Source organism: Planococcus sp. 1R117A (assembly GCF_051417975.1).
GTDB classification, from domain to species: domain Bacteria; phylum Bacillota; class Bacilli; order Bacillales_A; family Planococcaceae; genus Planococcus; species Planococcus shenhongbingii.
Genome location: NZ_JBPRLO010000001.1, coordinates 466,151 through 479,015, shown reverse-complemented (window position 1 = coordinate 479,015; position 12,865 = coordinate 466,151). Strand labels below are relative to the sequence as shown.

The following is a 12,865-nucleotide window of genomic DNA, read 5'->3' as shown; positions in this document are numbered from 1 at the left end:
TTTAAATGAAAGGTTCGATTACACCATATCTTACATTTTATGGCCAAGCAGGCGAAGCTTCATCTTTTTATGAGGAGGTTTTTGGCTTAGAAAGAATAGGAAGCCAAACATACGGGGATTCCGGCTTTCCAAGCCCGGATCATGCCAAAGACTATCTTCTGCATTGCCTTTTGCAAAAAGGCGATTTCCGGTTAATGATGGCTGATTCTGTAGAGGAACAACCGGAACTGCCCCGTTCAGGCCTGGCGCTTGTCGTGGAGTGTGAAAGCGAAGAAGAAGCCACAACTATTTTCAGTAAACTGTCTGAAGGCGGGCAAGTGATCATGGAACTTCAAGACACTTTCTGGGGGGCCAAATACGGAAAAGTGAAAGACCAATACGGATTTGTCTGGGATCTCAACGTGGAAAAAGAAAAGTGAAGGCGATCAAGAAAGACCCGAAAGGCATAAGTCGAACCGGCGGAGCGGCGCTCTTTGCCGCACAGCCGGGTTGGCTTATGACCCCGAGGGTCTGATCGCCGCAACTGGACAAAAGAAAAGTGAAGGTGCCGATCCATTCTCCGACAAGTGCTGGAGGACATGGCATAATAGCCTAATTATAAAAGACAGCTGTTCTGCACAGCTGTTTTTTCAATTCTGCAAAAGTTGAATTTTACCGGTTTTTATTGTAAAATGATTTAGGTTTTTGAAGTCTTTGGGGCTTATGAAACAAATTGAAGAATAGGGGGTATGATTCATGCAAAATCATACACACAATGTTTTACTTTATTATTTATATACACCAATCGAAGATCCTGAGGCTTTCGCAGCTGAACATTTGGCAGCTTGCAAGGAAATCGGGCTTAAAGGCCGTATCCTTGTTTCCCATGAAGGAATTAACGGTACATGTTCAGGCACGATCGAACAAACAGAAGCATACATGGAGATGGTGAAAAGCGATCCGCGTTTTTCAGAAATCGTCTTCAAAATTGATGCAGCAGACGGCCATGCATTCAAAAAAATGCACGTGCGCGCAAAAAAAGAAATCGTTCACTTGGGCCTCGAAGATGACATCGACCCGAACGAATTGACTGGAACTTACTTAGAGCCTGCAGAATTCTATAAACGCATGCAGGATCAAGATACAATCGTGCTTGATGCACGCAACGACTATGAATATGACTTGGGCCATTTCCGCGGCGCAGTGCGTCCGGATATCGAAAACTTCCGTGATCTTCCGGAATGGGTCCGTGAAAATAAAGAAATGTTCGAAGGTAAGAAAATTTTAACTTACTGCACAGGCGGAATCCGCTGTGAAAAATTTTCGGGCTGGCTGAAAAAAGAAGGCTTTGAAGATGTAGCACAATTGCACGGCGGCATCGTGACTTACGGAAAAGATCCGGAAGTCCGCGGCGAACTTTGGGACGGACAGCTTTACGTGTTTGATGAGCGCATTGCGGTTCCTGTAAACCAAGTAGAGCATGTTGTGGTTGGAAGAGACCATTTCACTGGCGAGCCATGTGAGCGCTACGTGAACTGCGCAAATCCGGAATGCAACAAGAAAATTATCGCTTCTGAAGAAAACGAACATAAATACATGCGTTCATGCTCTGACGAGTGCCGTGAACATCCACGCAACCGCTATGCCTTTGAACACGGCTTAACGGGAGCAGAAGTTCAGGAACGCCTTGATGCATTAAAAGAAACAACTGAAGTATAAGCAATCAAAAAAACCGTCCTTTAGGGGACGGTTTTTTTGTATGGCTGAAGGTCATATCAATCATCCTTCTTCATTCAGTACTACAGAACGGCCTTTCAATTTCAAGAGCAGCGGAATCAGCAGCCAAGCAGCAGCTACTAACAGCAGCACCAGCGAAATCGGATTGGTGACAAAAATTGAAAATTCACCGTTTGAAATGGTAAGTGCACGGCGCATATTGTTTTCAATCATTGGGCCAAGGACCAGCGCCAAGACCAGCGGTGCAACCGGGAAATCGTTTTTGGTCAACAAGTAACCAAGAACACCGCAAGCAAGCAGCAAGTAAAGATCGAACGTCGTATACTGCACAGCGTAAACACCGAAAAACGAAATGGCAATAATGATCGGCAATAAATACTTTTTCGGTGTTTGAATAATCTTAGCAAACACTTTTACAAGAGGCATGTTCAGTATAAGAAGCATTAAGTTTCCGACAAACATACTGGCGATCAGCCCCCAGGCTACTTCAGGATGATCTTCAAATAACAAGGGGCCAGGCTGGATGTTATACATGATTAAAGCGCCCATAAGAATAGCGGTTGTACCGGATCCGGGAATCCCTAAAGTCAAAAGGGGAATCATGGCTCCTCCTGAAGCTGCGTTGTTGGCCGATTCAGGTCCAGCAACACCGGCAATTGCCCCTTTGCCGAACTGTTCAGGATTTTTGCTGAATTTTTTCTCGCCGATATAGGAAAAGAACGATGCCAGAGTAGCTCCTGCACCGGGCAAGACACCGATAAAGAATCCTAAAAACGAGCCGCGCAATATAGGGGCTGCACTATCTTTCATATCTTGTTTGGTTGGCAGGATACGGCCGATTTTAGCCATTGTGCCATCTTCATGATCTCGTTCCAGAACAGTTTTGAAAACTTCACCTAAAGCGAAAAGGCCGACAGCAATGGTAAGAAATTCTAGCCCGGAATATAAGACGGGAATATCATAAGTAAAGCGGGCAATGCCTGAAACAGCATCGATTCCGATAGTGCCCAGCATTAAACCAAACACGGTCATCATCAACGCTTTGGTCATCGATTTTCCAGCAAGGCCGCTGACTGCTGCAAGCCCCAAAAGCATTAAAGAAAAATACTCGGCAGGCCCGAATTCCAAAGCTATATTTGATAAAGGCTCAGCTAGCAAAACGAGACCGATCAAAGAAATGATGCCTGCTGCAAACGAACCGATGGCAGCAATTGATAAAGCTGCTCCGGCACGCCCTTGCTTGGCCATTTGATAACCGTCAAGAGTCGTGACAACTGACGAAGATTCACCAGGCGTGTTCAGCAGGATGGAGGTGGTTGAGCCGCCGTACATGGCGCCGTAATAGACACCAGCCAATAAAATAATCGAACTTGCCGCCGCTGCCTCCGCCGGCAGCCCAGCTGTCAAAGTAGCGGTAACAGGAATGAGAAGCGCCACGCCGCTCATTGGCCCAATGCCAGGCAATACCCCTACTGCGGTCCCGATTAGGACTCCGGCAAATGCAAAGAGGATGTTTTGCCATTGAAACGCGATGCTGAATCCATCCATCAGAAATTGTAAGGTATTCATAATACTCCACCTCTCAAGTTAAAATACCGGGAATCCTGGCAGCGAGCCTCCAAGGAATTCGGCAAAAAAGTAATAGACGCCAAATGAGAACAAACTGGCGATCAAAATGGATTTGACCCATTTGCCGCGCTCCATTGTCTGAAAGGCGATTAAAAGAAATGCGAAAGTCGTGATGACATAGCCAAGCGGCTCCAGTAATATGGCATATAAAAGTGCACTGACAAAGATTATGATAAATTTCTTATACTGGACAGTTTCGCCGTTTTTAGTTCCTGTTTGGTAACGGAACGTTTCGTATAGCAAACGCAGACTCAACAAAATTAATATTGTACCGAGGCCAATAGGGAAGATATCCGGACCGACTGCTGAACCGTATGAGCTTTCGGAAATCCGCTGGCTCTCAATGACAAACAGAAGGCCAATCAGTAAAAAAGCGATTCCTGCAAAGCGATCGAACGTTTTACTCATTGTCTTTCACTCCTTTTTAAAGTAAGAAAGCGGCCGAAGCCGCTTTCGCATTATTTTTGCATTTCAAGAGCAGTTAATAATTCAACAATTACTTTTTCTTGATTTGTAAGGTACTCTACAAAGTCTTCGCTATTTTTATATTCACTTTGCCAGCCGTTTTTCTCCAACTCTTGTTTCCACTCTTCAGAAGCAGACATTTCTTCTAATTTCGTAGACCAATATTCTTTTGCGCCATCCGACATATTTTTAGGACCGAAAATTCCGCGCCAGATAGTAAACTCGGCATCAATTCCTTCTTCCATGAATGTCGGCACTTCACTCAGTGTACCTTCCAAACGTTCTGGTGAACTTACAGCAAGTACCCGGACATCTCCGGATTTCACATATTCAGCAATCGTCGACGCGTCTGTAGCGATGACATCTGCATTAGATCCGAGCAAAGCAGCAACAGCTTCACCGCCGCCGTCATAAGAAACATATTTTACTGACTTAGGATCGATGCCGTATTCAAATGCCGGCAAGATACCTACTAAGTGGTCCATTGATCCAGGAGCTGAACCTCCAGCAAGCGTCACTGCAGTAGGATCGGCTTTAATGGCATCCAAGACGTCTCCCAATGATTGGAACTTAGAATCTGCTTTCACAACAATGGCGCCGTAATCGCGAGTCAATTGCGCAAGCGGTGTTGTATCTTTATAGCCGTAAGGGCTATTTCCTTCAGCTTTATTGTTATTGATCAGGATTGGCGGTGATTTTACCATCATCATGTAATCATTATCAACTTCTTTTGTTGCATATTCTGCCATATAAACTGCTCCGCCGCCGCCGGGCTTATTCTCCACGGTGATAGGTTCTTCAACCAATTTAGTGGCGTTCATCGTCTTAGCGATCGAACGGGCAGTCAAATCCCAGCCGCCTCCAGCGCCTGATGGAGCTACGATGGTGATCCCGCGTTCAGGATATTTCTCAGAACTAGCACTTGAACTTTCCTCTGAAGAACAAGCCGCAAGACCAACCGCCAATACACCGGCCAATGAAACTGACATTAATTTTTTCAACATATAATTCATCCCCCTTTAAAATGATAAAAAGACAGCGCTTTCATCTGCTGTCTTCAATTTATCAGAACTTTTATGAAATTCAATGTTTGTGGTCATAAGAGGGATAATGTCCAAATTGTGGATAATGTTCATATTGTTCACGGCCGCGGAAAATACCGCCGTTCTGGCCTTCCGATGGTTCCGTAAAGCAGCTCAGCATGAGCCGTTTGCTCGGACACCAAGTGCTCCAAGTAGCGCCGGGCTGTCGAGCGGCTCATTCCACAAGCTGCCCCCATTTCTTCTGCCGTAATTCCGTTTACTGATGCAGAAAGTTTCTTTTGAATACGGGACATCGTATTCGGGTCGATACCTTTTGGTGTCACTAACGGCTCTGCAGAAGCAGAGCGGCTTTTATTCCAAAGCAGTTGAATCGACTCTTCATTCAATGGCCCTTCTGTCTCCAAGGAACGCCGTTTTGCCTCATACGTAAGAAGGCTTTCTTTAAAACGGTCGAAGGTCAACGGTTTTAATATGTAATCGGTGACGCCACTTCTGAATGCTTTTTTTACAATATCTGTTTCCGAAGCAGCGGTAATAAAGATAACATCAGAATCCGGGCTTTCGAGCTGGATAAAAGGCATTAGGTCTGTACCTTTAATATCCGGCAAATACACATCAAGCAAAATAAGCTGCGGTTTTAATAATTGAATCCAATCTTTTGCTTCTGCCCCGGTATATGCAGAACCGACCACTTGAAACCCTTCGATTTTTTCAATAAACCGTTTATGAATATCGGCTATTCGCTTGTCGTCTTCAATAATCAGAACTTCAATCATGGACATATCCTCCAATTTTTATGGAAATAATGAATAGAGCTCCTCCAAGGTCGCCAGTTTCCATAGCGATTTCGCCTTGCAGATCTTTTACATTTTCATAGACTTTAAGCAACCCGAATCCGCGGTCATTGCCGGCTTTGGTCGAAATGCGTTTTTTGAATAATGTGGAGAGGATTTTGGCGTCGACTCCTTCTCCTGAGTCTTCTACTTCAATCAAGATTTCACTCCCGTTATCCGATAATAGAAGCCGGACGATGCGTTCAGACTCTGGAAGGTTCCCGACTGCCTCGAAAGCGTTGGTCACAAGATTGCCGAGAACAGATACAAACAAACTTTTTTCAAGATGGGAAGGAAGCTTTTTCAAGGAGCTTTCTTCATCCAAAACTAATTTCACTTTTAATTCACGTGCCCGGTTGAAGAGGCCGATAACGATGCCTCCAAGAAACGGGTCTTGCAGACGCTGAGTGACAAATTGCACGAGTGATTGCTGTTCTTCGGTTTCATTATGAATCAGCTGCATCGCTTCCTCGAGAGAATTTAACTGGATCAATCCTGAAATAGTGTAAAGAAAGTTTTGGTGTTCATGGGTCTGGGCCCGCAAAGCATCAGCGTATTGCCTGACTTGCGTAAGCTCATTGCGAAGTCCTTCTATGTCTGATTGCAGCCGGAAACTGGAAACAGCTCCGATGATTTCATTTCCAAGATGGATGGGAATTCTGTTGACAATCATCTTTTTTCCGCGAATAGTCATCAACCGGTCAAGTTGTGCTTCGCCTGTCTGCAGAACCTGGGGAAGCAGCGTATTAGGCAAAACTTCATCTACAGGCTTGCCAATAAGCTCGGTTTCTTTTGGTAAAGACAGGAATTCATATGCGGAAACGTTGGCCATTGTAATATCACCGGCTTTGTCTACCATAAGAATACCTTCCCTGACTGATTCTATTAAAGCATTGCGTTCAGTATATAAATTAGCAATTTCTTCTGGTTCAAGCCCAAAAAGTATCTTTTTAATGTTGCGCGCCAAAAACATAGAGCCAAGGGCGCCGATCAGGATGGCGATAAGGACAATGGCAATGATGGAATCAGCGTATTCAAGAAATATGGAAGTTATATTTGTTTTTAGAAAACCTACGGAAATAACGCCAATAATAGCTCCGTCTTCATCGGTTATTGGGGCTTTCCCTCGAAGTGCTGGGCCAAGTGATCCAGTCGCTTCTGAAATATAGGAATCGCCGAATGAAAGTGCGCGCGCATTATCATCTCCGACCATCATTTTCCCGATGCGCTCTTGAATGGGATGGGTATAGCGGATGCCATTTTTATTACCGATTACGATATATTCGGCACCGGTTTGTTTCCTGATGTGTTCAGCAATTGGCTGGAGAACTGATGAGGGATCATCCTCTTTAAAACCATTTTTGATATCCTGGCGGTCGGCTGAAGTTACGGCGATAGCCAAGGCCCGCTTTCCGACTTGTTCTTCAATGGCTTCAGAAATCGTGAAGTAAAACGAGATTCCAGCCAGTACCATGACAGTCGAGATGAACAAAGCTCCATATATAAAAATTCTTCCCTGCAATGGCATGCCGAAGTCACTCATTTCCTTTTTGATACCTATTCTATCCAATTTTTATCGCTTTAGAAAGAGGGCGAGTGAAAGAGAAAGAGGTCTAAGCGATTATTAGGCATAAAAAAACGCAAAAGTTTTCACTTTTGCGTTTTTTCTTCTTGATCTTCCTGCGCTTCAGCGCATTCAAAGCAGAAGAGCTGGCCTTCTATATGAACTCCATCCAAAAAACCGTCACGGCAATAAATGTCTTTTCCGCAATTGCTGCAAGGCCCGATGAGTTCACGCATTTTGATGGGCTGCCGCGTATATGTACATGGCTTCTTTCAAATAAGTTGACAGTCCTTTTCCGTGCTGGTCAATGTTATTCGCAAACCGGCTGTCCGATGCATACAAATCTGCAAGGCTGCGGAACATTTTCGGCGTACAATCATAAAAACGGTCCAACAGATTATAATAAGCCTTCATTTCAACTTGAACATTCGGGGAAGCGGGGGAATGATTCATCAGAGATGCTACCGCCTTATAGATGCGATTGCCTTCACGGTTGATTTCTTCCAAATTCTCTTTCTCTTTTTCCTGCTTGGGTTCTTCGTGCACCGCTGTTTCTTCAATAGGATCAAGCTGAGGAGTGGCCTCGGATTCTTCTGCAGGATTAGTTTCTTCAACTGACTCCATCGTTCCGGTAAATCCTGTTTCTTCAGCAGGCACCATCTCTTCAACCGATGCTGTGCCCTCAGCTGGTTTTAAGTCAGAAGCTAAAGACGGTTCTGGCAGATCTGCTTGTTCAGCAGAAGTTTTTGGTTCTTCAGAAAATGCCGCTTTATACTTTTTGATATCATCGTCTGATTTTTTAATCGAAAAAGCAGCAAAGCGGTCTTTATCGGACAACTCTTCGCCGTCTTCAAGTTCAAGGCGAGTTCGTTCAGCATTTTCAATCAGCTTTTCAATGCGCCTTTTTTTCTTGCCTAATAATTCAATATGCTGGACCAAAGCAAATTTCGAATCAAAACCTTCAGCCACAATCTCTTGAATTTTCTTCAATGAAAAACCAAGCTCTTTAAAAAATAAAATATGCTGGAGCAATTTTAAATCTTCATCGTTGTAATAACGATACCGATTGGAACCGATATTTGACGGCTTTAACAATCCGACACTGTCATAATGGTGGAGTGTGCGGACACTGACTCCTGCGATTTTCGCTACTTCTTGTACTTTGTACATCTTGATCACCTCTCCATTATGATTAGACTATTACGAACCGTTAGTGTCAATAGATTTCCAGGATTTCTTTATAAATGGCTCATTTCTCACAGAAAGAAAATTGGAGAGTCTCGATTAACGGGTCCATTCTCTTATACTGTTAACAAAAAAAGAAAGATTGATTTTTCTAACAACTCCTAGAAGTTTCCTGAGTAATGTGAAATAATAGAAATGAAAGCGTTTTCAATAATGTGAATTGAAGGGGGAAGCGTCTGTGAAGTTAACAAATTTTATTAATGGGGAATGGCAAGACGGTTCAAATGCGAAATACACTCCAGTGTTAAATCCCGCGACGGGCGAAGAATTGGCTCAAGTCCAGCTGTCCACAAAAGAAGATGTGGACACAGCGGTTCAGGCAGCAAAAGCGGCACAGAAAACATGGGCAAAAGTTCCGGCTCCAAAAAGGGCCGATTATTTGTATGAAATCGGGCGTTTAATGAAGCAGAAGAAAGAACAGCTGGCCCAGGTACTGACCAAAGAAATGGGCAAAGTAATCGAAGAAGGCAGAGGAGAAGTGCAAGAAGGAATTGACATGGCTTACTATATGGCAGGTGAAGGGCGACGGCTGTTCGGTGAAACCACTCCTTCAGAACTTGCTGATAAATTTGCGATGAGCGTCCGTGCACCGATTGGTGTTGTCGGATTAATCACGCCTTGGAACTTCCCCGTGGCTATTGCCACTTGGAAGTCCTTCCCGGCAATCGTAGCCGGCAATGCTTTTCTTTGGAAACCGGCCACTGAAACACCAATGATGGCTTATGAAATGGCGAAGATCTTTAAAGAGGCTGGATTGCCAAACGGTGTAGCGAATATCGTGTTTGGTTCCGGATCTGAAGTCGGGACCGCCATGATTGAGCATAAAGACATCAAAGTCATTTCATTTACCGGCTCTACAGATACGGGCCGTAAAGTTGCGGAAGCAGGCGGACGCAATTTGAAAAAAGTTTCTCTTGAAATGGGCGGGAAAAATGCGGTGATCGTCATGGAAGACGCCGATTTAGACTTAGCGGTTGAAGGAATTTTATGGAGTGCATTTGGCACTGCTGGACAGCGCTGTACAGCTTGCAGCCGGGTGATTGCCCATAAAGACATTAAAGAAGCGCTACAAAACCGCTTGCTGGAAAAAATTCAAACCTTGACAATTGGAGACGGAATGGACGAATCCGTGAAAGTCGGACCGGTAATCAATAAAAAAGCGTTGGAGAAAATCCATTCGTATGTCGGAATCGGGCAGCAAGAAGGGGCAACCTTGCTTGTAGGAGGAGAGATTCTAGCGGAGGCTCCATACGACAAAGGGAACTATTACGCACCGACAATGTTCACTGACGTTACCCCGGATATGCGGATTGCGCAAGAAGAAATCTTCGGGCCGGTTATTTCAATCATCGAAGTCAGCAATTTTGAAGAAGCCATCGAAGTAAATAACGGCGTAATTTACGGGTTATCAAGTTCGATCTACACAGCGGATGTGAACCGTGTATTCAAAGCACAAAGAGATTTAGATACCGGTATCGTTTATATCAATGCCGGAACCACAGGAGCAGAAATCCATTTGCCATTTGGGGGAACTAAAGGAACCGGCAACGGACACAGAGATTCCGGAGTGGCTGCACTTGATGTATTTACTGAATGGAAGAGCATCTATGTGGATTACAGCGGGAAATTGCAGCGCGCTCAAATTGACAATGAGATCTGAGACAGAGAGGGGCAATGGAGATGAAAGTTGCAGTTTTAGGTGCAGGTTTAATGGGCAAACAGGCAGCAGGCGATTTAATCGCAAGTGCTGAAGTGGAGAAAGTTTATTTGGCGGATGTAAATATCGCGCAAGTAAGCTTGTTCAAAGAATATATTGGCAGCGATAAGCTGGAAGCTGTGTATTTGGACGTCAATGACGATGAAGAACTGGCGGCTGTAATTTCTAAAGCCGATGTAGTCATTAATGCTTTGTTTTATACTTTCAACGAAAAAGTGGCAAAGGCTGCACTTGCATGCGGTGTTCACTCTATTGACCTCGGCGGGCATATTGGCGGTGCGACAAATGCAGTGCTTGCTCTGCATGAAAAAGCGAAAGAAAAAGGAGTTACGTTAATTCCGGATTTAGGCGTAGCGCCGGGAATGATCAATATTCTAACCGGATATGGCGCTGGCAAACTTGATAAAGTGAACGAAATCAAGATTTTTGTCGGCGGCATCCCGGTAGAGCCGGAACCGCCGCTTGAGTATAATCACGTATTCTCGCTCGAAGGGGTTTTTGACCATTATACCGATCCATCCCATGTAATCCGGAAAGGAGAGCTGCTTGAGGTAGCTTCTTTATCTGAAATTGAGCATGTGGAATTTGAAGGGTTTGGTGAATTGGAAGCTTTCCATACTTCTGGCGGAACATCAACTTTAACTGATACATTCAGCGGCATAGAAACGCTTGAATATAAAACTTTGCGCTATAAAGGCCATGCTGAGAAATTCAAACTGCTTGTCGACCTTGGATTTACAGACCGGGAAAAAACGGTTACAGTCAATGGCCAAACAATCAAGCTGCGGGATGTGCTCCGGGAAGTATTGACCCCGATTACCGAACTGGGAGATAAACAAGATGCAGTGCTGCTGCGTGTATTGGTATCTGGAACAAAAGGGGAAGAAGATTTAACGTATGAATACAATATGATCACCATTAAAGACGCTGAAACCGGAGTAACAGCTATGGCTCGGGCAACTGCCTATACCATTTCTGTGATAGCCCAAATGATTGGAAATGGGAAAATCGATAAACGTGGAGCTTATCCGCCGGAACTTGTTGTTCCAGGGGATGAATATATTAATGAGATGACCAAACGGGGAGTCCAAATTAAAGAAACTGTGCACCGTTCGGCATTTCAGAGTTAAAAGAGAGCGGAGGTAAACAGATGAACTTTGAATTCTCGGAAGAACAGGAGCTTCTTCGGAAAACAGTCAGGCAATTCGTGGATAATGAAATTCTTCCACACATTGCTGATTGGGACACAAAAGGAGGATTTGATCCGATTATCTGGAAAAGGCTGGCCGAGCTTGGGTTGATGGGAGTTTGCATTCCGGAAAAATATGGCGGCAGTGGGATGGACTACAATTCGCTGGCAATCGTCTGTGAAGAACTGGAGCGAGGAGATACGGCATTCCGTACGGCCGTATCTGTCCATACCGGTTTGAATTCTATGACTTTGTTGCAATGGGGAACAGAGCAGCAAAAACAGCGGTTTTTAGTGCAGCAGGCTAAAGGGGAAAAAATTGGCGCGTTTGCTTTAACGGAGCCGGGTGCAGGCTCGGATGTTGCGGCCCTTTCAAGTACAGCAGTCCGTGATGGCGATGAGTACATTTTGAACGGCCAAAAAACCTGGATTTCTTTATGTGACATTGCCGATCACTTTATCGTTTTCGCGTATACCGACAAAGCAGAAAAACACAACGGCATCAGCGCCTTCGTTGTTGAACGGACGCGGGAAGGTTTCTCTTCCAAAGCAATCAAAGGAAAATACGGAATCCGGTCAGGCAATACAGGGGAACTGTTTTTTGATGATGTCCGGATTCCAGCCGAAAACCGTCTGGGCGAAGAAGGGGAAGGATTTAAAATCGCCATGGCTTCGCTTGATAATGGAAGATTTACAGTAGCGGCAGGAGCTTGCGGTTTGATTATGGCTTGCTTGGAAGAAAGCGTGAAATATTGCCAGTCGCGTTCGACTTTCGGGAAGCCGATAGGTGAGCATCAGCTGGTCCAGCAAATGATTGCAAATATGGAAGCCGGGTTTCAAATGAGCCGCCTGTTAGTATACCGGGCCGGTGAAATGAAAAACAAAGGAATTCGCAACACGAGAGAAACTTCACTTGCGAAATGGCAGTCATGTGATTTCGCCAATAAAGCAGCAGATGACGCGGTCCAGATTCACGGAGCTTACGGCTATTCAGATGAATATCCGGTAGCACGCTTTTTGCGGAATTCCAAAGCACCCGTAATTTACGAAGGGACCCGGGAAATCCACACTATCATGCAAGCGGAATACGTTCTCGGAAAACGGCAAGATAGAAAACTGAACCGAATGCTGCCGAAATGGCCATTTGAAGACTAAGAAAGCTGGGAAATCGTTTCAGTGTCGGCTTACTTAACCGATATTCCGCCAATCAGCTCCGCTTGCCGCGGGCGAGCGACAAGCTTGCGCAGGAGCAGCGCACTTTCATGTCTCGAAGCGATGCAGAGACAGTACGGTTTTCTCCTCTGCTTGGCTCCATATCTGGAGAATCGGAAAAACAAGAAAGAGCTTTCTTGAACCGTCCCAATTTTAGAGCGTCTCTAAAAGGGATAAAAGCGAGCTGAATGCAGCGGAAGGCGGCGACTCCAGCGGGACAGCGCGAGCTGAAGACCCTGGACTGAGCAAAGC

11 protein-coding genes are annotated in these 12,865 nt (G+C 45.0%); 5 read left to right on the top strand and 6 right to left on the bottom strand.

The annotated features are described in order from the left end of the window. The first annotated feature begins 5 nt into the window (after positions 1–5). Positions 6–419, top strand: a complete 414-nt coding sequence (locus tag ACSFXN_RS02090; protein ID WP_437148553.1) for a VOC family protein — start codon at positions 6–8, stop codon at positions 417–419. A 316-nt stretch (positions 420–735) separates the two neighbouring features. Next, positions 736–1,698 (top strand): oxygen-dependent tRNA uridine(34) hydroxylase TrhO, encoded by a 963-nt coding sequence (gene trhO / locus ACSFXN_RS02085; RefSeq protein WP_300990229.1) that lies wholly within the window; start codon positions 736–738, stop codon positions 1,696–1,698. 60 nt (positions 1,699–1,758) lie between these two features. Here trhO and ACSFXN_RS02080 read toward each other — a convergent pair whose 3' ends face one another. The 6 genes from ACSFXN_RS02080 to ACSFXN_RS02055 all read right to left on the bottom strand — a co-directional run bounded on the left by ACSFXN_RS02080 (position 1,759) and on the right by ACSFXN_RS02055 (position 8,420). Then, a complete protein-coding gene (locus ACSFXN_RS02080) occupies positions 1,759–3,285 on the bottom strand; it encodes a tripartite tricarboxylate transporter permease (protein WP_437148552.1) in 1,527 nt (508 codons plus the stop codon). 18 nt (positions 3,286–3,303) lie between these two features. Then, the gene (locus ACSFXN_RS02075) at positions 3,304–3,753 is read right to left on the bottom strand and encodes a tripartite tricarboxylate transporter TctB family protein (protein ID WP_437148551.1); all 450 of its coding nucleotides are present in this window, start codon (positions 3,751–3,753) and stop codon (positions 3,304–3,306) included. Positions 3,754–3,803: 50 nt separating this feature from the next. Then, positions 3,804–4,814, bottom strand: a complete 1,011-nt coding sequence (locus ACSFXN_RS02070; RefSeq protein ID WP_437148550.1) for a tripartite tricarboxylate transporter substrate binding protein — start codon at positions 4,812–4,814, stop codon at positions 3,804–3,806. A 137-nt stretch (positions 4,815–4,951) separates the two neighbouring features. Then, on the bottom strand, positions 4,952–5,629 hold the full coding sequence (locus ACSFXN_RS02065; RefSeq protein WP_437148549.1) for a response regulator: 678 nt from the start codon (positions 5,627–5,629) through the stop codon (positions 4,952–4,954). Continuing rightward, complete coding sequence (locus ACSFXN_RS02060; protein WP_437149147.1) at positions 5,622–7,229, bottom strand: ATP-binding protein; 1,608 nt, start codon at positions 7,227–7,229, stop codon at positions 5,622–5,624. The genes ACSFXN_RS02065 and ACSFXN_RS02060 overlap by 8 nt, the downstream gene beginning before the upstream one ends. 249 nt (positions 7,230–7,478) lie before the next feature. Next, positions 7,479–8,420: a MerR family transcriptional regulator gene (locus ACSFXN_RS02055; protein WP_437148548.1), complete on the bottom strand. Its 942-nt coding sequence runs from the start codon at positions 8,418–8,420 to the stop codon at positions 7,479–7,481. Positions 8,421–8,673: 253 nt separating this feature from the next. Between ACSFXN_RS02055 and ACSFXN_RS02050 the strand changes: the two genes are divergently transcribed. The 3 genes from ACSFXN_RS02050 to ACSFXN_RS02040 are packed head-to-tail and all read left to right on the top strand — an operon-like array spanning position 8,674 to position 12,556. After that, entirely contained in the window at positions 8,674–10,155 is a 1,482-nt protein-coding gene (locus tag ACSFXN_RS02050; RefSeq protein WP_437148547.1) for an aldehyde dehydrogenase family protein, read from the top strand. A 20-nt stretch (positions 10,156–10,175) separates the two neighbouring features. Continuing rightward, the gene (locus ACSFXN_RS02045; protein WP_437148546.1) at positions 10,176–11,342 is read left to right on the top strand and encodes a saccharopine dehydrogenase family protein; all 1,167 of its coding nucleotides are present in this window, start codon (positions 10,176–10,178) and stop codon (positions 11,340–11,342) included. A gap of 20 nt (positions 11,343–11,362) precedes the next feature. Continuing rightward, positions 11,363–12,556, top strand: a complete 1,194-nt coding sequence (locus ACSFXN_RS02040) for an acyl-CoA dehydrogenase family protein (protein WP_437148545.1) — start codon at positions 11,363–11,365, stop codon at positions 12,554–12,556. Positions 12,557–12,865 lie beyond the last annotated feature (309 nt).

Excerpts from the sequence above, each read along its gene's own strand:
- ACSFXN_RS02090 (WP_437148553.1), top strand. The coding sequence starts at position 6 with ATGAAAGGTTCGATTACACCATATCTTACATTTTATGGCCAAGCAGGC.
- trhO (WP_300990229.1), top strand. The coding sequence starts at position 736 with ATGCAAAATCATACACACAATGTTTTACTTTATTATTTATATACACCA.
- ACSFXN_RS02080 (WP_437148552.1), bottom strand. The coding sequence starts at position 3,285 with ATGAATACCTTACAATTTCTGATGGATGGATTCAGCATCGCGTTTCAA.
- ACSFXN_RS02075 (WP_437148551.1), bottom strand. The coding sequence starts at position 3,753 with ATGAGTAAAACGTTCGATCGCTTTGCAGGAATCGCTTTTTTACTGATT.
- ACSFXN_RS02070 (WP_437148550.1), bottom strand. The coding sequence starts at position 4,814 with ATGTTGAAAAAATTAATGTCAGTTTCATTGGCCGGTGTATTGGCGGTT.
- ACSFXN_RS02065 (WP_437148549.1), bottom strand. The coding sequence starts at position 5,629 with ATGATTGAAGTTCTGATTATTGAAGACGACAAGCGAATAGCCGATATT.
- ACSFXN_RS02060 (WP_437149147.1), bottom strand. The coding sequence starts at position 7,229 with ATGAGTGACTTCGGCATGCCATTGCAGGGAAGAATTTTTATATATGGA.
- ACSFXN_RS02055 (WP_437148548.1), bottom strand. The coding sequence starts at position 8,420 with ATGTACAAAGTACAAGAAGTAGCGAAAATCGCAGGAGTCAGTGTCCGC.
- ACSFXN_RS02045 (WP_437148546.1), top strand. The coding sequence starts at position 10,176 with ATGAAAGTTGCAGTTTTAGGTGCAGGTTTAATGGGCAAACAGGCAGCA.
- ACSFXN_RS02040 (WP_437148545.1), top strand. The coding sequence starts at position 11,363 with ATGAACTTTGAATTCTCGGAAGAACAGGAGCTTCTTCGGAAAACAGTC.